This window comes from Flagellimonas zhangzhouensis, from assembly GCF_900102925.1.
GTDB classification, from domain to species: domain Bacteria; phylum Bacteroidota; class Bacteroidia; order Flavobacteriales; family Flavobacteriaceae; genus Flagellimonas; species Flagellimonas zhangzhouensis.
In genome coordinates, this window is the sequence record NZ_FNKI01000002.1 from 47,490 (window position 1) to 67,223 (window position 19,734).

The 19,734-nt window shown below is 39.2% G+C and carries 21 protein-coding genes; 12 read left to right on the top strand and 9 right to left on the bottom strand.

Annotated features, from left to right (window positions below; translation table 11 throughout):
• Window positions 1-24 precede the first annotated feature (24 nt).
• The 6 genes from obgE (at window position 25) to BLQ18_RS06950 (ending at window position 6,076) form a co-directional block, all read left to right on the top strand.
• A complete protein-coding gene (gene obgE / locus BLQ18_RS06930; RefSeq protein WP_090293727.1) occupies window positions 25-1,026 on the top strand; it encodes a GTPase ObgE in 1,002 nt (333 codons plus the stop codon).
• 87 nt (window positions 1,027-1,113) lie between these two features.
• The gene (locus tag BLQ18_RS06935; protein WP_245668082.1) at window positions 1,114-1,620 is read left to right on the top strand and encodes a DUF4136 domain-containing protein; all 507 of its coding nucleotides are present in this window, start codon (window positions 1,114-1,116) and stop codon (window positions 1,618-1,620) included.
• 149 nt (window positions 1,621-1,769) lie between these two features.
• A complete protein-coding gene (locus BLQ18_RS06940; protein WP_090293729.1) occupies window positions 1,770-3,794 on the top strand; it encodes a S9 family peptidase in 2,025 nt (674 codons plus the stop codon).
• A gap of 256 nt (window positions 3,795-4,050) precedes the next feature.
• Window positions 4,051-4,263 carry a hypothetical protein gene (locus BLQ18_RS16875; RefSeq protein WP_139150370.1) on the top strand — a complete coding sequence of 71 codons (213 nt, stop codon included), beginning with the start codon at window positions 4,051-4,053 and terminating at the stop codon, window positions 4,261-4,263.
• 32 nt (window positions 4,264-4,295) lie between these two features.
• Complete coding sequence (locus BLQ18_RS06945; RefSeq protein WP_090293730.1) at window positions 4,296-5,354, top strand: sensor histidine kinase; 1,059 nt, start codon at window positions 4,296-4,298, stop codon at window positions 5,352-5,354.
• Entirely contained in the window at window positions 5,351-6,076 is a 726-nt protein-coding gene (locus tag BLQ18_RS06950; RefSeq protein WP_090293731.1) for a LytR/AlgR family response regulator transcription factor, read from the top strand. Before BLQ18_RS06945 ends, BLQ18_RS06950 begins: the two co-directional genes overlap by 4 nt.
• Before the next feature lie 3 nt (window positions 6,077-6,079).
• Here BLQ18_RS06950 and BLQ18_RS06955 read toward each other — a convergent pair whose 3' ends face one another.
• Window positions 6,080-6,865, bottom strand: coding sequence for an SDR family oxidoreductase (locus tag BLQ18_RS06955; RefSeq protein WP_090293732.1), 786 nt, complete (start codon window positions 6,863-6,865; stop codon window positions 6,080-6,082).
• A gap of 2 nt (window positions 6,866-6,867) precedes the next feature.
• The gene (locus BLQ18_RS06960) at window positions 6,868-7,179 is read right to left on the bottom strand and encodes a cupin domain-containing protein (RefSeq protein ID WP_090293733.1); all 312 of its coding nucleotides are present in this window, start codon (window positions 7,177-7,179) and stop codon (window positions 6,868-6,870) included.
• Window positions 7,180-7,275: 96 nt separating this feature from the next.
• Between BLQ18_RS06960 and BLQ18_RS06965 the strand changes: the two genes are divergently transcribed.
• On the top strand, window positions 7,276-8,139 hold the full coding sequence (locus BLQ18_RS06965) for a Mur ligase domain-containing protein (RefSeq protein ID WP_139150371.1): 864 nt from the start codon (window positions 7,276-7,278) through the stop codon (window positions 8,137-8,139).
• Window positions 8,140-8,141: 2 nt separating this feature from the next.
• Here BLQ18_RS06965 and BLQ18_RS06970 read toward each other — a convergent pair whose 3' ends face one another.
• Window positions 8,142-8,594 carry a DUF1569 domain-containing protein gene (locus BLQ18_RS06970; RefSeq protein WP_090293735.1) on the bottom strand — a complete coding sequence of 151 codons (453 nt, stop codon included), beginning with the start codon at window positions 8,592-8,594 and terminating at the stop codon, window positions 8,142-8,144.
• 52 nt (window positions 8,595-8,646) lie between these two features.
• On the opposite strand from BLQ18_RS06970, the gene radC reads away from it, so the two are divergent.
• The 4 genes from radC (at window position 8,647) to BLQ18_RS06990 (ending at window position 12,324) form a co-directional block, all read left to right on the top strand.
• Window positions 8,647-9,345, top strand: a complete 699-nt coding sequence (gene radC / locus BLQ18_RS06975; RefSeq protein WP_090293736.1) for a RadC family protein — start codon at window positions 8,647-8,649, stop codon at window positions 9,343-9,345.
• Between the two features lie 13 nt (window positions 9,346-9,358).
• Window positions 9,359-10,654, top strand: coding sequence for a polysaccharide deacetylase family protein (locus tag BLQ18_RS06980; protein WP_090293737.1), 1,296 nt, complete (start codon window positions 9,359-9,361; stop codon window positions 10,652-10,654).
• Window positions 10,647-11,336, top strand: coding sequence for a YjjG family noncanonical pyrimidine nucleotidase (locus tag BLQ18_RS06985; RefSeq protein WP_090293738.1), 690 nt, complete (start codon window positions 10,647-10,649; stop codon window positions 11,334-11,336). The genes BLQ18_RS06980 and BLQ18_RS06985 overlap by 8 nt, the downstream gene beginning before the upstream one ends.
• A gap of 169 nt (window positions 11,337-11,505) precedes the next feature.
• Window positions 11,506-12,324, top strand: a complete 819-nt coding sequence (locus BLQ18_RS06990) for a hypothetical protein (RefSeq protein ID WP_090293739.1) — start codon at window positions 11,506-11,508, stop codon at window positions 12,322-12,324.
• On the opposite strand, the gene BLQ18_RS06995 is transcribed toward BLQ18_RS06990, so the two are convergent.
• Window positions 12,321-13,598: a replication-associated recombination protein A gene (locus BLQ18_RS06995; protein ID WP_090293740.1), complete on the bottom strand. Its 1,278-nt coding sequence runs from the start codon at window positions 13,596-13,598 to the stop codon at window positions 12,321-12,323. The genes BLQ18_RS06990 and BLQ18_RS06995 overlap by 4 nt on opposite strands.
• A 96-nt stretch (window positions 13,599-13,694) precedes the next feature.
• On the opposite strand from BLQ18_RS06995, the gene BLQ18_RS07000 reads away from it, so the two are divergent.
• On the top strand, window positions 13,695-14,420 hold the full coding sequence (locus BLQ18_RS07000; RefSeq protein ID WP_090293741.1) for a rhomboid family intramembrane serine protease: 726 nt from the start codon (window positions 13,695-13,697) through the stop codon (window positions 14,418-14,420).
• Here the strand turns inward: BLQ18_RS07000 and rlmB are convergent, their stop codons facing one another.
• From rlmB to BLQ18_RS07025, 5 genes are all read right to left on the bottom strand, one after another.
• Window positions 14,421-15,155, bottom strand: coding sequence for a 23S rRNA (guanosine(2251)-2'-O)-methyltransferase RlmB (gene rlmB, locus BLQ18_RS07005; protein ID WP_090293742.1), 735 nt, complete (start codon window positions 15,153-15,155; stop codon window positions 14,421-14,423).
• A gap of 68 nt (window positions 15,156-15,223) precedes the next feature.
• A complete protein-coding gene (locus BLQ18_RS07010; RefSeq protein ID WP_090293743.1) occupies window positions 15,224-15,970 on the bottom strand; it encodes a hypothetical protein in 747 nt (248 codons plus the stop codon).
• 181 nt (window positions 15,971-16,151) lie between these two features.
• On the bottom strand, window positions 16,152-16,907 hold the full coding sequence (locus BLQ18_RS07015; RefSeq protein WP_139150372.1) for a hypothetical protein: 756 nt from the start codon (window positions 16,905-16,907) through the stop codon (window positions 16,152-16,154).
• A 206-nt stretch (window positions 16,908-17,113) separates the two neighbouring features.
• Window positions 17,114-18,031 (bottom strand): hypothetical protein, encoded by a 918-nt coding sequence (locus tag BLQ18_RS07020; protein ID WP_090293745.1) that lies wholly within the window; start codon window positions 18,029-18,031, stop codon window positions 17,114-17,116.
• A 26-nt stretch (window positions 18,032-18,057) separates the two neighbouring features.
• On the bottom strand, window positions 18,058-19,722 hold the full coding sequence (locus tag BLQ18_RS07025) for a SusD/RagB family nutrient-binding outer membrane lipoprotein (RefSeq protein WP_090293746.1): 1,665 nt from the start codon (window positions 19,720-19,722) through the stop codon (window positions 18,058-18,060).
• Between the last annotated feature and the right edge of the window lie 12 nt (window positions 19,723-19,734).

The window sequence follows — 19,734 nt, forward strand, 5'->3', positions numbered from 1 at the left end:
ATTTCTACATAAAATTTTGATAGCATGACCGAGGGCAATTTTGTGGATTATGTAAAGGTGCATGTCGCTTCTGGAAACGGGGGGAAAGGTTCTGCGCATTTACACCGTGAAAAATATGTAGCCAAAGGAGGTCCCGATGGTGGAGATGGTGGTCGCGGTGGTCATGTGATCTTAAAAGGAAATAAAAACCTTTGGACCTTGGTCCATTACAGGTTTAAAAAGCATTTTAAGGCAGGTCATGGTGAGCATGGCAGTAAAAACCGAAGTACAGGTGCCGATGGTACCGATGTATATTTGGAGGTTCCGCTAGGTACTGTGGTCAGGGATACGGAAACCAACCAAGTGCTATTTGAGATTACCGCCGACGAGGAGGAAAAAATCCTGTTGGAAGGTGGTATGGGAGGTCGAGGAAATTGGCATTTTAAAACGCCGACCAATCAAACCCCAAGATATGCACAACCAGGTATTCCAGGTCAAGAAGCACATGTGACCTTAGAGTTGAAGGTGTTGGCCGATGTCGGATTGGTTGGATTTCCTAATGCGGGTAAATCAACATTACTTTCGGCGATGACCTCGGCCAAACCTAAAATTGCCGATTATGAATTTACTACCCTAAAACCCAATTTAGGGATTGTGGAATATCGCGATTTCAAAAGTTTTGTGATGGCAGATATTCCTGGGATTATTGAAGGTGCTGCGGAAGGTAAGGGTTTAGGCCACTACTTTTTGCGCCATATTGAACGAAATGCCACCCTTCTATTTCTAATTCCTGCCGATAGCAAAGATGTAAGTCAGGAATATGCCATTCTGTTGGATGAATTGAGACGTTATAATCCTGAATTGTTGGATAAAAACCGTTTGATCGCTATTTCCAAATGCGATATGTTGGACGATGAACTCATTGAAGAGATGAAGGAAGACATACAAAACGATTTTGATGGCATTCCATTCACTTTTATTTCTTCTGTAAGTGGATTGGGCATTCAGCAACTCAAGGATAAGCTTTGGGTGTTGATGAACGAATAATGCTGATACTTAGTAGTTTCTATTAAAATATTAGTTACATTTAGAGGAGACAGATAGGCTTGTTTTCCTATGCGATATGTTTTATCAATGTTGTTTGTAGTTTTCTTGATGGGCTGTTCGTCCGTTCAAGTGAAATATGATTATGACAAAGCCGTAAATTTTTCAACGTATAGGTCTTACAATTACATGCCCGATATGCAATCAGGTTTGAGTCAGTTGGATGAAAACAGATTGCTACGAATTTTGGATTCCACTTTGCAGGTTCGCGGTTATCGTTTGGCCGAGGAACCTGAGTTTTTAATAAATATCATGAGCCAAGAATACCATACTGCACCCAAGAGTTCAGTTGGTTTAGGCATAGGCGGTGGAGGTAGAAACGTTGGCGGCGGAATATCGGTAGGTGTTCCCGTTGGTGGTTCCAATACCCAAAGGAGTATCCAATTCGACCTTGTAGATGCCGAACGCGATGCTTTGGTTTGGCAGGCCCTTGCAGAAAGTGGTTATAATAATAATTCTTCCCCAAACTTACGAGAGCATAACCTATCCGCTATTGTAAAGAAAGTTTTTTCGAAATTTCCCCCTAAAACTGACTGATGTTTTTTGTACATCTTCAGCATTTTGTTCCCCACGTTTTATCCTGTTCAATGTAAGTTTTAGTGCATTGTTCATGGAATGGTTATTACGGTAGTTAAGTCAATCACACTTTTAAACAACATAATATCTAAACCATTAATTACACACGTATGAAAACAACACAAAAGTTATTTTGGTCTTTGGGAATATCCCTTTCGATGTCTTTTTGGAGTCCCACAAATGCCCAAGAAAAACCAGGAGACACTTCCTTGGCAAGTTCAGATGAGGAATTATCCGCTCTTGCTGCATTAGATCAAGGTGATTACCGTTACACCGTAGAAGATTACTTTGGCAATCCCAAAGCATTTACGTTTCGATTTTCACCAGATGGAAAATACTTGTCCTATCGCGAAAGTGATGCAAATGGAAAGCGCCACATCTATGTGAAAAACATGGAAACCAATGAAATAAAAATGGCGATAGAAGAGAAGGAGGAATTGGTGAGGGTCTACGGTTGGCTTAACAACGAAAGACTATATTTCTCCATGGATAAAGGAGGGAATGAAAACTACCATATTTATGCGGTGGACCTCGACGGAGGAAATTTAAAAGATCTTACTCCCTACGATGGCGTGCGGGCAGAGTTCAATGAACTTTTACGTGATGACAAAGAGCATATTATTGTAGAATTGAACAAAAATAACCCAGAGGTATTTGAGCCTTATAAATTGAATGTGGTTACTGGGGAAATTACCCAATTGTACACCAATGAAGATCCATCCAACCCCATTTTGGGTTACGATTTTGATAAAAATGGCAAACTAAAAGGTTTTGCCCGACTTAGGGATGGTGTGGATCAAGATGTATATTATGAAGATGGTGAAGGTGGATATAAAATTTTGAAGCAACTTAGCTGGAAGGACAATTTTTACATAGCGGAGTTTAATTATGCAACCGATTATCCGCATGATGCCTATGTGATTTCCAATTTGGATACTGATAAATCCGAAATCCAATTATTTGATCTAAAAGAAAACAAAGTCATAGAAAAGACTTTTTCCCATGAGCAATATGATGTGGAAAATGGAAGCCTATCTAGAACCCGAAATTATGAGATAGATTACATCGCCTATGAAGGGGAAAAGAGTGTAATAGTTCCAATAAGCAACGTTTTCAAGAAAATGGATGCAACCATTAAAAAGGAACTCCCTGGAATGCAATACAGTATTTTGGATAGCACAGAGGACGAAAATTTATACATGCTTTACGTGGACAGCGATAAGGTCTATGGCATGTACTATGCATACAATGTGGACAAAGACGAACTCACAGAACTGTACAATACCATGCCACAGTTAAAACCAGAGGATATGGCCGAAATGCGACCTATCACCTTTACAAGCAGGGATGGAATCACCTTGCATGGGTACATAACACTTCCAAAGGCTGCATTGGCAGGGGAAAAAGTGCCCGTAATTGTAAATCCACATGGTGGGCCTCAGGGAGTTCGTGATTCTTGGGGTTTTAACCCAGAAGCACAACTATTTGCCAGCAGGGGATATGCAACCTTGCAAGTGAATTTTAGAATTTCTGGAGGTTACGGACGCCAATTTTTGGAATCGGGCTTTAAGGAAATAGGACGGAAAGCCATGGATGATGTAGAGGATGGCCTTAAATATGTTGTGGAGCAAGGCTGGGTGAATCCAGATAAGGCAGCCATTTACGGCGGTAGTCATGGAGGGTATGCCGTTTTACGAGGGTTGACAAAAACGCCAGACTTATATGCTTGTGGAGTTGATTATGTTGGTGTTTCCAATTTGTTCACCTTTATGAAAACGATTCCTCCGTATTGGAAGCCCTATTTGAAAATCATGAAAGAGATTTGGTATGATGAGGATGACCCTGCAGAAAAGGTCATAATGGAAGAGGTTTCGCCCGTTTATCAAATTGATAAAATCAAAAAACCATTGTTTGTGGTGCAAGGAGCCAATGATCCAAGGGTAAACATTGATGAATCCGATCAAATTGTTAGTGCATTGCGCAATAAAGGATATGATGTGCCCTATATGGTAAAGTATGATGAAGGACATGGTTTTGGGAAAGAAGAAAATCGTTTGGATCTTTATAGATCCATGATGGGCTTTTATGCCAAACATTTAGGGCAACAAGAAATTCCATTGCCATTAAAGGATTGATAAAACTGTTGATATTCAGTTATAAAGGGGGCGAATTTCGTTCCCTTTTTCTTTTTTAAGATTGGATTTACCGTTCAGGATAACGGAATTACCACTCATCATAATTGAATTCTTTTGGGAGTTTACTTCATATACATTTGTTTCATCAAACAATTAAAACAAACATTATGATCGCACTGGCCAAAATTCTGATCACAGTTTTAGTAAGTATCCTTTTATAATAGGGAGTTGTTCAACAATCTTAAAAACAGACATCATGAAAAAATTAAATACATCACAAAAAATAGTTTTGGTTCTTGGCGTTGTCCTTGTGGGCATTTCAATTTTCGGTAAATTCAACCAGTGGGAATATGGGAGCTATTATCCTATCTTTTATGCAGGAATAAGCATGTCATGGATTGCATTTTTGCCCTCAAGAAAAAAATGCCATAATCCCTTTAAAAAGAAGCAGACTCAAACATCAAATTAAATTGTCGAGTATCCTTTAGGATACGGTAGTACATGAAACTGAACAAGAAAAACAGGAATACCGCATTTTGGGCCTTACAGTTTATAGGCTGGGGGTTTATAAATTCCATATCCATTTTTGTGCCCCAGAATATAAGCACAGAGCTTATCGTTTTTTCAATTTTCGCAGGAATGTTCATTGGAATTTCCTCAACATCGGTATTGCGATGGTATCTGAAAAGGCATGTTGATTTTGATTCCTTTGGTTTTAAAGAGGTTGTAAAAATCTTCGTTTCTTCCCTTTTGGCGGCCACTTTATTTGGCGCCATGAATGTGATTTTTGGAATTTTATATGTGAAAATTGGTCCAGAAATCACCGAAGCAGAACGACATATGTTCGAGGCTTACGATAAATTTTGGATTCAGGTGTTGAATTCATTGTTTTTGGTCGGCGCTTGGACCATTACCTATTTGGTAATAAAATTGCTGTTGAAGCTAAATCAAAACCGCATTGAACGTCTGGAATTGAATTCCACCTTAAAACAAGCACAGCTCAATACCTTAAAAGGGCAGATCAATCCACATTTTATGTTCAATAGTCTGAATAATATTCGAGGGCTGATGTTGGAAGATGTGGAAAAATCCAGAGAGATGTTGACCAAGCTTTCCGAGATCATGCGCTACTCCCTTACCAAAAACAATGTAAATGATATTCCTGTTCGGGAAGAGTTGGAGGTAGTTGATAATTATATCGACCTGTCTAAAATACAGTTTGAAGACCGTTTGGAGTTTATAAAGGAAGTGGATAGCGACACTTTGGATCTAAAGATTCCTCCTATGATTATTCAGTTGTTGGTAGAAAATGCTGCCAAACACGGTATTTCCAATCTTAAGAATGGGGGACGGATTGTTTTGGGCATTAAAAAAGTTGATGATGAGTTGATTATTGAAGTTAGGAATACAGGAAAACTCAAAATTTCCAAAGATTCCACCCAATTGGGATTGATCAACATAAAACAACGACTTAAATTGTTGTATGCTGATCGTGCATCTTTTAATTTGGAGGAAATATCCGATGAGGTAGTGGCACAGGTTAAAATTCCATTGATATGACAATCAAAGCTGTAATTGTTGAAGATTCCCGTTTGGCTCGTAATGAGCTGAAGCAGCTTATAAAAGAGCACGCCGATTTGGAATTGATTGGTGAAGCCAGCAATGTAGATGAGGGTTTTGAACTGATTCAATCAGAGAATCCTGATCTATTGTTTTTGGACATTAACATGCCCGAAAAAGATGGTTTTGAACTTTTGGAGATGTTGGATGAGGTGCCTATTACAGTTTTCACTACGGCCTACGACGAATTTGCAATTAAGTCATTCGAATACAATGCTTTGGATTATTTGCTCAAACCTGTAAGCCAAAAGCGGTTTGATATGGCTTTGGAAAAGGTAAGGGCCAAATTATCCAACATTCACAATCCTGCAGATACGACAAAACGACTTACACCCAACAGTCAAATATTTATTAAAGATGGGGAAGCTTGTTGGTTGGTGAAGATATCGGATATTTCCATGTTCGAGATTGTGGGCAACTATACCCGCGTATTTTTCGAGGACAAAAAACCAATGCTATATAAATCCTTGAACCAAGTAGAGGAAAAGCTACCTGAAGATGCCTTTTTTAGGGCCAATCGACAACAAATCGTAAACACCAATTATATTGAAAATGTGGTGCCCTGGTTCAATGGTAAATTAAAATTGGCCATGAACAATGGGGAAGAGGTGGAGGTATCACGCAGACAATCCTATATTTTTAAGGATAAAATGAGTTTGTAAATCCTAAAAGGATTTCAAAAGCCCACCATCGATGGGAATATTTGTTCCCGTGATAAATGCTGCTTGTTCCGAAGCCAAAAACGCCACTAAATAGCCATATTCTTTTGGATCTCCGATTCGTTTCACGGGAACTTGTTGTTCCATATTGCTGCGAACTTCATCAGGGGAAATTCCTAATTTTTCAGCTTTTTTTACATTGAGTTGAGCAATACGGTCGGTATCAAAATATCCCGTTAGCGTATTGTTTACGGTAATGCCATCTTTTGCCACATCATAGGCCAAACTTTTGCCCCAAGTTACCACAGCAGCCCTTATCGAATTTGAAAGTGCTAAATAATTTAGTGGCTCCTTTACCGAAATGGATGCAACGTTTATGATCCTGCCCCATTTTTGGTCTTGCATATGTTTTAATGCCAATTCGGTGGTAAAAACTACCGATTTAAAAAGTAAATCGAATGCTTCTTGGTAATCTGCAACGGTTTTTTCGAGAGCACCACCAGCTTGTGGGCCTTGGGTGTTGTTCACCAAAATATCCACGGTATTGGATTTGAAGAAGTCCGAAATGGTCTTTTGAAAAGCTTCAAAATCCGAAAAATCAACTACCAAAAATTGGTGTTTTTGGCCTTGGGAACTATCCATTTCTCGTACGATGGATTGCATTCGATCTTCATTTCGTGCCATAAGGGTTACATTGGCACCGCTATCTGCCAGTTGACGAGCAATGGCTTCCCCAATTCCTTTACTACTGCCCCCAACAAGAGCATTTTTTCCTAAAAGCGAAATATTCATAATTATCTATATTCTTCTCGTACTGGGGTGAAAATGTCCATCAATTTACAAGGGGTCAAAGCTTTTCCACTATGTGGAACATTTGAAGGGATCACCACCACATCCCCTGGGTGGTAGATATCTGTTTTACCTCCAAGCGTAAACTCAAAAGTTCCCTCGACCACATGCATGATCTGTTCGTGGATATGATGGTGTTCGGGTACTTCGGCATCTTTGTCCACATCCCAAAACACCCAACTCATTTGTTCACCGTGCACCAATTTTCCGTGGTATCCTGGCATAATTTCTTTGGGAGTTATATCGGCTAAATTCATTTCTTTTTATTTATGACCAAGTTAAGGATTAATCAGGAGGTTTGATAGTTTGCAATGGATTGTACATTGCCTATTTTTGAAGATCAAACAGAATTCATGCAGATACATTTTACAGGGGTTGAAGAGAAGCGAATGGCCAATTTGGCGGTTGCTATGCAAGCTTTTGGTCATCAAGTGTCCGTGAGTGCTTCGGAAATGGAAAATCAGGTTGAATCTTTATTGGATGCTAAAGATTTGCTTCCGAGTGAACTAGGTTATTTTTCTGAAAAAATTCACGATGGAATAAATGCAGTTGTTTTTGGTTCTGAAATGACTTCCGACAACGCGGAATTGCAGCGTGCAGAAGAATTGGGAGTCAAAACACTTTCTTACGCTGAATTCTTGTTTGAGCAAGTGCAATATAAAACTAGAGTTGTGATTGCTGGTTCTGGGCGAAATACGGTTGCTGAAATGATATTGCACGTTCTGGATTTTAACGATAAATCGGTGGATTTTGTATTGGATGAAAGTATGCAACTTTCCGAAGAAAATGATTTTATCGTTCTAATAGGGAGTGATGATTCGATTGCTGTAAACGATTCAAGACCCGAATTTGAAATCTATCACCCCAATATTGCCCTTTTGAGTGATATGAAAGCCGATGATGCAACTGAAAAATTTCAAGCTTTTGTGGATGGGATTGTAAAGGGAGGTAGTATCACTTTTAACGAAGAAGATGCCCAAGTTAAGAACATTGTAGAGGCTACTGAGAATCCGATTCGTAAGTTTCCATACGCAACACCAGAGTTCATTGTAGAGGATGGCATTGTTTATTTGGATACGCCCGATGGTGAAATGCCATTGGAAATTTCAGGAAACGGAAATTTAGGATACCTAGCTGGTGCCAAATGGATCTGCCAACAAATGGGTGTTGACGAAGAGGATTTTTATGACGCAATATCCACCTTTAAAATAAAGTAATTTTAAACACCAAATTGGCGCAGATGGTGGTCCAAGTGCTTGTACTGCATTTGCCCCCATTGCTCATTGGTGAAGGAGCCAAAAACGGGATGTGGGTCCCAACTATCCCTAGTCTTTACTTTATGGAAATCTGTGACCAAACCTATCAAGATTTCTCTTTCTTTGGCAAAATCCTTTTCTTCGGTAACTTTTAACCCTTTAGCTGTGGGTAGCCCTTGTCGCCAAGGTTTATCATTGTAAAGACTACTTTTGAAAAAAAATCCCATAATTTTCAGCATAGGATTCGGCTTTGTTTTTGAACCTTGTTTTCGCAAGGCAATCTTTAATGGAAATTGGCAGTGATAAAGCATTTGTCCTATTTCCATTTTCCCCCATTGGCGTTCCGAATCTTCAGACAAAGCATTTAATCGGGATACTATTTCTTCGTAAGTTTCGGTGTTGAAAAGGGATTTCATAAGGAAAGATTTATAGTGAAAATTACAAAATTTATTCTCCTATCTTTAGGCCATGCAAGAAAAACTAGCTTCCTTTTCCATTAAGAATTGGGCTGATGATGACCGACCACGCGAGAAATTGGTTCAGAAAGGCAGCTTTGCGCTTTCAGATGCCGAATTGATTGCAATTTTGATTGGTTCGGGAAGTAAGGATGAAAGTGCTGTGGAGCTTTCCAAGCGTATTCTGGCGTCAGTGGACCATAATTTGAATGAAGTAGGGAAGCTATCAGTTAACCAATTAATGCGTTTTAAAGGCATTGGTGAGGCAAAGGCAGTAACCATTGCTGCTGCTTTGGAAATTGGAAGAAGACGCAGGGGAGAGGATACCAAAAAAATCACCAAAATAGCAAGTAGCCATGATGCATTTGAGCTGCTTTATCCATTAATTGGTGAATTGCAACACGAAGAATTCTGGATTGTATATCTCAATAATTCAAACAAGGTGATTCACAAATCCCAATTGAGCAAAGGAGGTATTACGGGTACATTGGTAGATGTTAGGTTGGTGTTGAAACAGGCACTCGAATTGGGGTCTGTAGGTATTATTTTGGCCCATAACCACCCATCAGGTACTTTAATGCCAAGTAATGCTGATAAACAGATTACACAGAAGTTGAAAATTGCTTCAGACGCTTTAGATATAAAAGTTTTGGATCATTTGATCATTGCCCAACACGAGTATTTGAGCTTTGCAGATCAAGGAATATTATAGTCATTGAGTATTTATGTTATTGATATTTACCCATAAGGTCACCAATCGTTTAACGTATACTGCCAAGCAGATTTTTGAAAAGATTCTGGGGGTGGAGATTGGGTTTACCACTAAAGTGGAGGATTTTATCAAGCACTCGGGCCCTAAAATGACCTATTCCAAACAACCGCTGCAAAACGAATTCTTTATTCGGAGCAACGATTTGTTATTTGAACAAGGGATCAACGATTTGGAGATCAATGTTTCGGATTGGGATGGAATACCCTGCTTTTTTGCTGCAGGAGAAAAAAGTACGTTGCCATTCGATATTTTTTCGGCCAGTTTTTTTCTGTTGAGCCGATATGAGGAGTATTTGCCCCATGTTAAGGATAGTGTGGGAAGGTTTCCAGTGAAAGAGAGCATCGCCTATCAAAACAAATTTTTGAATGTCCCTGTTGTTGACCTTTGGGCCTATAAATTATTGGAGGCTCTTAAAGAGCGTTTCCCAAATTTGGAGACGAAGGAAAATGATTATCAGTTTACTTCAATCATCAATGTGACCACTTCACATGCTTTTGCTAAGAGAGGTATTTCTAGAACCTTGGGTGGGTTTTTTATAGATCTAGGGAATTTCAAGTTTAGAAATATCATCAAGCGATTTGCAGTTTTGTTGGGAATCCAAAAGGATCCTTACGACAACTTTTTTGAGTTGGTGGAAATCCATAAAAAGTTTCCCATAAAGAGTATGTTCTTTTTTCAATTTGCGAAACATTCGGCACACGATAAAAACGTTTCCACGAACAACAACAAGTTTCGATTTTTGATTAAGTCCATTGCGGATTACAGTATTGTGTCTTTAAGTACCTCATTTATGTCGTCTTCAGATAACAATGTGTTGCGAGAGGAGAAAAGGCAACTGGGTAACTTAATCAATCGCCCGATAAGTTATTCAAGGTTGCGCTATAATCGGGTTAATGTGCCTGCAGCATACCGCAATTTGGTGGAAACTGAGTTCACGGATGATTTTTCCATGGGCTACACGCACGAAATTGGGTTCAGGGCAGGAACTTGTACTCCTTTTTATTTTTATGATATCAACACCGAAATTCGGCAGCCTATAAAGATTCATCCTTTTGCTATGCACGATTATTCTTTGGTGAATTTTAAATCCAAAGATGAGGTTTTTGAAAAATTGGATGAGGTGTATCGAGTGGTCAAACAAGTGAGGGGAGATTTAACGTTTGTGTTTTCCAATGAATTGTTGGGTAGTGAACACGATTTGAATTGGATGGAGCTCTATCAATCTATATTAAAGCGCTATTATGTTTAAGAACTCTGTTACAGATGTTTTTTTTGATTTGGACCACACCCTTTGGGACTTTGAAAAAAATTCAGCACTCACTTTTGCCAAAATTCTTACTGAAAACAAGGTAGAGGTGGAGCTTGAGGTCTTTTTGGAGGTGTATTCACCCATAAACTTTCAAATGTGGGCACTATACCGAGAAAATAAAATAACAAAATCTGCATTGCGATACCAACGTTTAAGACTTACGTTCGATAAGTTAGGTGCTGAAGTATCCGATGAGATTATAGATGTGTTGGCTCACGAATATATTGAACATCTTTCCTCTTTTACCCATTTATTGCCCAATTCGTTGGAGATTTTGGATTACCTATCCCCAAAATATAGGTTGCATATTATTACCAATGGATTTCAGGAAGTGCAAGAAAAAAAGATGAAGGGAAGTCAAATCCATCATTATTTTGAAATTATAGTTAATTCAGAAATGGCTGGAGTGAAAAAACCGCATCCCCAGATTTTTGAATTGGCATTAACCGAGGCCAATGTTCACCCTAAAAACTCCATTATGATCGGTGATAATCTTGAGGCCGATATTCTTGGCGCCAAGGCAATGGGTATGCAAGTAGTGCATTATAACTCCAATGGAGAACCTGATCACTCAGAATGTGTAATTGTTAACGATCTTATTGAAATTAAGAACCTTCTTTAGGTCATAAACAAATCTTAAAAGTGAACCTTTACCTATGGTAAACTAGTTGAATTTAGTTCTTTTGTTCACTGCTGTTTGAGACGAAAGTAAACCCTATTGAGGGAATCTACATATCTTTACAGAATAGAATAAATAATAGCTTGGAACGATAATTGATTACCTACATTATATGAAAACAAGAATACTATATATATTGGTTTTTGCCCTGGGCATAAGTGGTTTTGCCCATGCACAATTGAACAAGTACAAATACATCATTGTCCCCAAAAAGTTTGATGCCTTTAAAGAGGTAAACGAATACCAGACCAGCACATTGATCAAGTATTATTTTGCTGAAAATGGCTTTAACGTAGTGTATGATGATGCGTTACCTATTGATTTGGCGGGAAATCGATGCACAGGTCTAGTGGCCGATGTGATAGATGAATCAGGCATGTTTTCAACTAAAATTTTCATTTCACTAAAAGATTGTCAAAACAAAGAAGTGTTTAGATCCCTTGAAGGTAAAAGTAAAATTAAAGATTTTGGGGCTGCCTATAAAGAGGCTATCCAGAATGCATTCGTGTCATTTGCTGGGATGGGCTATTCCTATGATCCCGATGCAGCTACTGAAAATAAGAACAGTGAGACGGTAACCCTTAGTTATAAGAATGATGTGAAAACGGTAGAGCCTAAATCTACTGCACAGGTAATAGAGCAGAAAGCAACTCCAGAAGAACAAGTTTATAAATCGGTTGAGCCGATTCCTTCGAGTATTGTTAGTGGCGATGTGGACGTGCTTTATGCACAAGCTATTCCAAGCGGTTACCAATTAGTGGACAATACCCCTAAGGTGGTGCTTACACTTCAGGAAACTTCGATGCAATATGTTTTTATGACGGAATATGAAGGTAATAATGCCGTGGTCTTTTTGCAAGATGGGCAATGGATGTTGGAGTATTCAGTTGATGGCAAAAAACAGCAGAAAAAGCTGAATATCAAATTCTAGTAATCGTACTTATTTTTCCAGCGGTTTTTTAAAAAATCTTTCATGGCCTTTTCCCTTGGGTTGTTCCCCGGTTGGTAAAACGTTGTGCCTATAATTTCTTCTGGAAGAAATTCCATCTCCGCAAAATTGTTTTTATGGTCATGGGCATATTCATAGCCTGTCCCATACCCCAAATCTTTCATCAATTTGGTGGGTGCATTGCGAATGGCCATGGGAACCGAAAGGTCGCCAGTTTGTTTTACCATTTGTTGAGCGCTGTTAATGGCCATATAACTGGCATTGCTTTTGGCTGAACTTGCCAAATAGGTAGCGCATTGACTCAAAATAATGCGGGCTTCGGGATAACCTATGGTATTTACTGCCTGAAAAGTGGTGTTAGCCATGACCAAAGCCGTAGGGTTGGCATTTCCGATATCCTCGGAAGCCAAAATTACCATTCTACGCGCAATGAATTTTACATCTTCCCCGCCCTCTATCATTCGGGCCAACCAATAAACCGCTGCATTGGGGTCACTTCCTCGTATACTTTTTATAAAGGCTGAAATTATATCGTAATGTTGTTCCCCAGTTTTATCGTAAAGCACCGTATTCTTTTGCACTTTGTTCATCACCAAGTCGTTGGTGATGACAATACTGCCCGAGTTTTCTGAATTGACAATCAACTCAAAAATATTGAGCAATTTACGACCATCCCCTCCAGATAAGTGAAGAAGAGCCTCCGTTTCTTTTAGTTCAATTTTTTTGGTTGATAATTCCTTATCCGTGTCTATTGCACGCTTCAAAAGTGCAATCAGGTCCTCTTTATCAAAAGGATTGAGGGTATAGACCTGACAACGCGACAGTAGGGCGGGAATGACTTCAAAACTTGGATTTTCCGTAGTAGCGCCCACCAATGTGACCCAACCTTTTTCAACGGCACCCAAAAGGGAATCTTGCTGCGATTTGCTAAAACGATGGATTTCATCAATGAATAAAATCGGATTTTTGGAAGTGAAAAGTCCGCCGCTTTGTTTGGCTTTTTCAATAACCTCTCGAACATCTTTAACCCCGCTACTAATGGCACTCAAGGTATAAAATGGCCGCTTGCTTTCGGTCGCAATAATATTGGCCAACGTAGTTTTTCCCGTGCCTGGAGGCCCCCAAAATATTAAAGAAGGTATTATCCCGTTCTTTATCTGGGTGGTCAAGGCGCCATTGGGTCCCACTAAGTGCTGTTGGCTTATATAGTCCTCAAGGGTTTTAGGTCTTATGCGTTCTGCCAAGGGTTCGTTCATGGATGTAAAATTAAGCAAATTTGAGGGCGTTATTGTTATAGCTGACAATTTGTGTAATTTCAAAATCGTGGTCAGAAATTTGATATTTAGTAGCTAATGGAATCAAAGGATACCTTAAAATTCACCAACGATGTTCTAGTAGCTCCAATGCTAGCTGTTTTGGCTATTTGGACGGTGTTCTGGGTCGAGGTGAAGTTTCATGTAAACTTGAATCACTTTGGAGTTTATCCAAGGGCCTTGACTGGGTTACGTGGCATTGTATTGAGCCCTTTTATCCATGGCTCACTGGAACACTTATATAACAACACCATTCCATTGGCGGTGTTAACTGCTTTTCTTTTCTATTTCTATCGCAGTGTTGCTGTTAAGGTCTTTATTCTTGGGGTCTTGATTTCAGGATTGGTCACTTGGGTTATGGCCAGGCCTTCTTATCATATTGGAGCCAGTGGGTTGATCTATGTTTTGGCCAGTTTTATTTTCTTTAAAGGGATATTGGCCAAAAATTATCGTTTGGTGGCTTTGTCCCTGATTGTTGTTTTTATTTATGGCAGTATGATCTGGTATATTTTTCCCATTGAAGAAGAAATTTCATGGGAAGGCCATTTATCAGGATTTTTAACGGGGCTACTATTGGCTTTTACCACTAAGGTGAAGTTGCCTGCTGTTCGAAAATATGCTTGGGAACATGAAGACTATAACGAAGACGAAGATCCTTTTTTAAGACATTTTGATGCTGACGGAAACTTTATTGAAAACTTGGACGAAGCTGAAGAAGAAATCCAAATAAAGTATCACTATAAAGAATCTGGCAACGAAGATTGATTATCTGCGCTGTCTAACCACTTCGTATAGAAAAATGCCACAGGCCACGGAAACATTTAACGAGCCAATATTGCCCATTAAGGGTAGTTTGGCTTGATTATCCACGACTGATAGGGTAGAAGGGTTAATTCCTTTTTCCTCAGAACCCATAATTATTGCAGATGGCTTCTTAAAATCTACATCGTAAATTTCATTATCGGTTTTTTCGGTGGCAGCAGTAATGGAAACGCCAGAAGCTTGCAAATAGAAAATAGCATCTTTTAAATGGTCGACCTTAGCAATGGGTACATTGAAAGCGGCTCCCGCCGAAGTTTTTACCGTATCATCCGTAATGGGCGCTCCTCCATTTTTGGGAACAATTATTCCATGAACGCCAGAACATTCCGCAGTTCTAATGATGGCTCCAAAATTCCGCACATCAGAGACTTGATCCAATAAGAGAAATAATGGCATTTTTTCGGTTTCCATTATTTGCTCCACCATTTTTTCAAAATCTTGAAATTGAACAGGAGAAATCTGAGCAATAGCGCCCTGATGGTTATTTCGTGTCAATCGATTTAATTTTTCGATTGGAACGTAGGAAGCACTGATGCCATTTTTACGAACGGTCGATTCCAATTCCTTCATCAACTCACCTTTTAAGCCTTTTTGGATGAAAACTTTATTAATGGGCTGGTCGGCATTTATGGCCTCCATAACTGCACGTATTCCGTAAATGAGCTGACTATCTTTCATATGGGGCAAAAGTAAATAAAAACCGCCCTAAATGGGCGGTAAATTATCTTATTAAGGTTCTGATTTGATCAAGAATTTAAAAATTGAAATGCTTTGATCAAATCGGCCTCTTCTTTTATGTTCAGATCATTCTCATCCAAGTACTTTTCTAGTTTGGCTTCGAAAGGTTTATCGAGCATTTTAAGTAATTGCTTGTTCTTGGTAGGAATCTCATCAATTCGTTTTGCTCCTGTGGGTTGATAATAATATTCGATGTAGTGCGAAAATTTATTGGGAACTGCCTTAACAAATGAATTTTGCGCTTTTTGTCCCTGGCTAAAATTCACACGGGTTCTTTTAAAAAGTTTAAAGTTGTTTCCATCGTTTAAAAGTGCTAAATATCCATTTAGGGTATTTCCCTTTCCATCTATAAAGGTTTTAAAGCTCAGCGGGTATTTGTTGTCCAACATTACTGTAATGGCCTTGTCTTTATTGAGCGCTTTGGGCTGTTCCTCTTCAAGGGTAGAGTTCTTGATCTCTATTTCTTCATTATAGGCGTTGTACCGATAATAAACTTTACCTTGGGCTTCTTCGCCATAATACATTTGAGTGGCCTGAAATGAATTGTCCAAATAAGGCGATCCTTGAAATTCATCAATGCCCGTTTCCTTACTTAAACGTTCAAACTGATCGGTGATTCCACCTTTCATATTTTGAATTACTCCTTGGGATGCCCCAAAGCCTCCTGAAGATCCTGGAGTTACGCCAGCATACTGACTAAATCCGTAAAAACCTACTAATGAAATGAATAGTGCTAATGGTGTGTTTTTTGACATAATAATGATTTTTACCTAAGTTACTCATAATTATAAGTGTTGTCAAGTTGATTGTCAGTATTTTAACATTGACACAGGAGAAATCTTGTTAAAAAATCAAGGGATTCCTAGAATTGCTTGTTGGGCAAAAAAAAGACCGCCTATAAATAAGCGGTCTTACATATTGTGGTTGATTTAAATTTTAAGAGTTTAAAAACTCAAAAGCTTTAATCAAATCTGCTTCTTCTTTAATGTTCAATTCGTTCTCTTCCAAGTATTTTGAAAGTTTCGCTTTGAAAGGTTCATCCAACATTTTAAGCAACTTTTTGTTTTTTGTCGGGATTTCATCGATACGGTTAGCACCTTTGGGTTGGTAATAATATTCGATATAGTGAGTAAATCTGTTGGGAATTGCACTAACAAAGGAATTTTGCGCTTTTTGTCCTTCAGTGAATTTTACCCTTACTCTTCTAAAAAGCTTGAAGTTGTCACCTTCATTCAATAGAGCCAAATATCCATTTAGTGTATTGTTCTTAGCATCAATAAAAGTACTAAAGCTTAAAGGGTATTTGTTATCCAACATTACTGCTATAGCCTTGTCTTTGTTTAAACTTCTAGGCTCTTCGTCAGCAAGTGTTGAATTTTTAATTTCTATTTCTTCGTTATAGGCATTGTAGCGGTAGTAAATTCTTCCTTGATCTTCATCCTCGTAAAACATTTCAGTTGCTTGAAATTTATCTTCCAAATATGGAGATCCTTGAAATTGATCAATACCGGTCATTACTTTCAATCTTTCATAGGAATCTGTTATTCCTCCAACAGAGTTGTTCAGTAGTGCTTGAGTTACTCCAGAACCGTGCATGCTTCCTGTTCCTCCTGGAGCCATACCAGCATATTGGCAAAAGCCGTTAAAGCTTAAGAATGAAATAAATAGTACTAATAATTGGTTTTTAAACATGGTTGTGAATTTTGTCGAATATACTTATAAAAATTAGTGTGGTCAACGGGATTGTTAGATGCAGGGTAATTTTAACTTAAACACAAGAAGAAAAACAATTATGTCTGCAAAAGATTGACTAAAATACAGTTTAGAGCAAAGAAAAAGGGTCGTTTATTAAAAACGACCCTTTTATTTAACATATTACCCTAAAGGGTTAACATTTATTAGTCATAGCAGAAATCGATAGCGATTTCACCAGCTGGCATTGAAGTAGCAACGCTACCTACTAGGTTTCCATTTGGAGTATAGATCTCCATGGAAATTTCACCCCAGTTATCTCCAGGGAAGTACCAAGTAGCTGTTTCAGTTCCAGCAGGAATGGTAATGGTAGCAGTAGCATCTGAACCATCGTTAGGAATACAGTCGCCTGAACCTAGGAATGTTCCAGCAGCAGCTGAATAAGGTGAACACATACCAAACTCGATAACGGTTCCGTCATCTAGGGTTACGGTTACACCATCACCACCATTGGCATCAGTAGTTTGCCATCCATCACCATAAGAATCGTGCATTTCAATTGTCCAAACACCTGCGGTAGGAGCTTTAGGAGGACATGTAATCAATACATCGTAGCTGAATGGAGAAGAGTAGAACGTACCTGTTAATGTACCAGTGTTATCTTCTGCACTGAAAGTTCTACCATCACTTGTTACCAATTCAAAACGGAATGTAAATGAATCGAAAGGTCCAACTTGGTCTTCTGTTAGGCCCAACAAGCTGATTGCATCACCTTGAGTCAAAATGTACAACATAGTTGGTAAACCATATTGGCTTGTTTCAAAATCCCCGATTGGGAACGTTTGAATCAATTGGTCATCAATATCAAATGTATCGGCATCATCGTCGAAAGTTCCGTAAACATTCATTTCTGTTACAATTCCTTTGCTGTCCTGAACTTCCAATTGAACTTCAAGAGCGGCATCGTAATCGCCGATCGGGTATTCATTTGAGACCAAGTTCACTTGTCTCAAAGCTACACCCCTACCAACATCATACAAGATAGTATCTATCGGAAGATCGGAATCTTCACATCCAATCGCAACGATAAGTGTTGCTAGGAGAAATTTATATATAGATTTCATTAGTATATAATTTTTTGTTAAACGGTTTAGTTAGCTGCTGGGAATGTAGGGGACGCTGGATTCGTATCCCAAAATACCTGAGTTGTCAAATCTGTCTTCTGAGTCAAATTTGGGTTAGTGATAACCTCATCAGAAGGGTAAAGGAAAGATCTTGGATATGGTCCTGGATCTGGTTCCCAGTTAGGCAACAAGTTGGTTGGGTATCCTGTTCTTCTGTAGAAGTTGTGGGCTTCAGCACCACCACCGTACATTGTAATAAAGAACTGAGTTCCCAAAACATTCATTTTGTCCTCTTCCGTTGCACCAGCAGTGAAATCAGCAACAATACCGTCGATGAAAGCTGTAACTTCTGCAGCACTAGGCTCAAAAGATAAATCAGCAGCACCATCCAAAGCTCCAAAGGATTGAGTCTTAGCAATAGATTTAGTAAGACCAGCTTGGATGTGACCAGTTACAACTGCATCTGAGGCACCAGAAGCGTAAGCAGCTTCAGCCTTCCAGAAATCTACGTAAGAGGCCAAGATAATTGGCTCAATACCAGCACCAGCTCCACCAGCACCTTGGAAGATACCTTCAAATCTATCATCATCAAAGTTACCAGCAGCAGGGTAAACACCAGGAGCAGTTTTCAACAATCCGTCTGGTGGTCCACCTTCATCGTTACCGTGAGATCTACCCCAGTATCCGTTTGGAAGGCTACAGTAAGGCAATCCTGCATAATGATCAGGAACAATAAACAAAGAACAAGAAAGAGTTTCTTCGTTTGGTGGAACATCGGCACCATTTACATCAACGTTACCAGGAGTACCATCGGCTTGGCGATAGAAATAGTAACGAATTCTTGGATCGTCATTTTCCAACATTTGCCACATGATCCAGTTAGAACGGTAAGGTCCTACACCAGTATCGGTATATCCACCTTGGTAATCAGGGTGACGAGTATCTGGGTTAAGGATGTTGATCCCGTATTGAAACTGAAGATCATCTTCTGTACTTGTAATGTAGTTGCTGCCTGAAGCGATGCTGTTGAAAGCAGCAAGGTCTCCAGTAGTCAAATACGCCTTCATTTTAATAGTGTTAACAGCTTTGATCCACTTGGAAGCATCACCATCATAGAATAAATCTGTTGCAGCTGAAGGAAGCCCAGAAGTTGAATTAAATAGTGCAGTTGCTTCATCCAATAAATCAAGCGCTGCAGCGTAAACTGAAGGTCCATCATCCAAAAGTGGAGCAGGGAACTCAGCAGGGTTCAATGCTTGGGAATAAGCAGCCTCACCAAGGTAATCTACCAACAATAATAAGGAGTGGGCCAACATGGTTTTACCCATGGCTACGTTATAGCTGTAATCAAGATCAGACTCAGCATTAATGCGTTCCATGGCCAATGTGTTGGACATGATCCCTACATAAGTGTTACTCCAAATTCCATTGGAAGATGCACCTGTAAAGTTGTTAAAGTAGATACGACCACTCATATAATCGATACGCGTTAACTGCGCGCCAAAGTTGTTGAAAGAGGTCATGGCGTTTCTGTAATTCAGCTGTACCGTGTTCAACAATAGGTTTGGATCGGCCTGGTCTTCTGACAATGCGTTCGGGTTAGAGCGCAGATCCAAATCCGTAGTCTCGCAAGAACTCAAAGGCAAAAGGGCCAAGAGTGCTATGGAAATGTATTTAAATATATTTTTCATAATTTCTTTTCG

What these genes read in the sequence shown, in the direction of transcription:
- BLQ18_RS07015 (WP_139150372.1), bottom strand. Translation starts at nt 16,907, where the DNA reads ATGTTTAAAAACCAATTATTAGTACTATTTATTTCATTCTTAAGCTTT.
- BLQ18_RS07020 (WP_090293745.1), bottom strand. Translation starts at nt 18,031, where the DNA reads ATGAAATCTATATATAAATTTCTCCTAGCAACACTTATCGTTGCGATT.
- BLQ18_RS06945 (WP_090293730.1), top strand. Translation starts at nt 4,296, where the DNA reads ATGAAACTGAACAAGAAAAACAGGAATACCGCATTTTGGGCCTTACAG.
- BLQ18_RS06965 (WP_139150371.1), top strand. Translation starts at nt 7,276, where the DNA reads ATGCAGATACATTTTACAGGGGTTGAAGAGAAGCGAATGGCCAATTTG.
- BLQ18_RS07010 (WP_090293743.1), bottom strand. Translation starts at nt 15,970, where the DNA reads ATGTCAAAAAACACACCATTAGCACTATTCATTTCATTAGTAGGTTTT.
- BLQ18_RS06960 (WP_090293733.1), bottom strand. Translation starts at nt 7,179, where the DNA reads ATGAATTTAGCCGATATAACTCCCAAAGAAATTATGCCAGGATACCAC.
- BLQ18_RS06940 (WP_090293729.1), top strand. Translation starts at nt 1,770, where the DNA reads ATGAAAACAACACAAAAGTTATTTTGGTCTTTGGGAATATCCCTTTCG.
- BLQ18_RS06970 (WP_090293735.1), bottom strand. Translation starts at nt 8,594, where the DNA reads ATGAAATCCCTTTTCAACACCGAAACTTACGAAGAAATAGTATCCCGA.
- BLQ18_RS07025 (WP_090293746.1), bottom strand. Translation starts at nt 19,722, where the DNA reads ATGAAAAATATATTTAAATACATTTCCATAGCACTCTTGGCCCTTTTG.
- rlmB (WP_090293742.1), bottom strand. Translation starts at nt 15,155, where the DNA reads ATGAAAGATAGTCAGCTCATTTACGGAATACGTGCAGTTATGGAGGCC.
- BLQ18_RS06985 (WP_090293738.1), top strand. Translation starts at nt 10,647, where the DNA reads ATGTTTAAGAACTCTGTTACAGATGTTTTTTTTGATTTGGACCACACC.
- BLQ18_RS06955 (WP_090293732.1), bottom strand. Translation starts at nt 6,865, where the DNA reads ATGAATATTTCGCTTTTAGGAAAAAATGCTCTTGTTGGGGGCAGTAGT.
- BLQ18_RS06990 (WP_090293739.1), top strand. Translation starts at nt 11,506, where the DNA reads ATGAAAACAAGAATACTATATATATTGGTTTTTGCCCTGGGCATAAGT.
- radC (WP_090293736.1), top strand. Translation starts at nt 8,647, where the DNA reads ATGCAAGAAAAACTAGCTTCCTTTTCCATTAAGAATTGGGCTGATGAT.
- BLQ18_RS06935 (WP_245668082.1), top strand. Translation starts at nt 1,114, where the DNA reads ATGTTGTTTGTAGTTTTCTTGATGGGCTGTTCGTCCGTTCAAGTGAAA.
- BLQ18_RS06950 (WP_090293731.1), top strand. Translation starts at nt 5,351, where the DNA reads ATGACAATCAAAGCTGTAATTGTTGAAGATTCCCGTTTGGCTCGTAAT.
- BLQ18_RS16875 (WP_139150370.1), top strand. Translation starts at nt 4,051, where the DNA reads ATGAAAAAATTAAATACATCACAAAAAATAGTTTTGGTTCTTGGCGTT.
- BLQ18_RS06995 (WP_090293740.1), bottom strand. Translation starts at nt 13,598, where the DNA reads ATGAACGAACCCTTGGCAGAACGCATAAGACCTAAAACCCTTGAGGAC.
- obgE (WP_090293727.1), top strand. Translation starts at nt 25, where the DNA reads ATGACCGAGGGCAATTTTGTGGATTATGTAAAGGTGCATGTCGCTTCT.
- BLQ18_RS07000 (WP_090293741.1), top strand. Translation starts at nt 13,695, where the DNA reads ATGGAATCAAAGGATACCTTAAAATTCACCAACGATGTTCTAGTAGCT.
- BLQ18_RS06980 (WP_090293737.1), top strand. Translation starts at nt 9,359, where the DNA reads ATGTTATTGATATTTACCCATAAGGTCACCAATCGTTTAACGTATACT.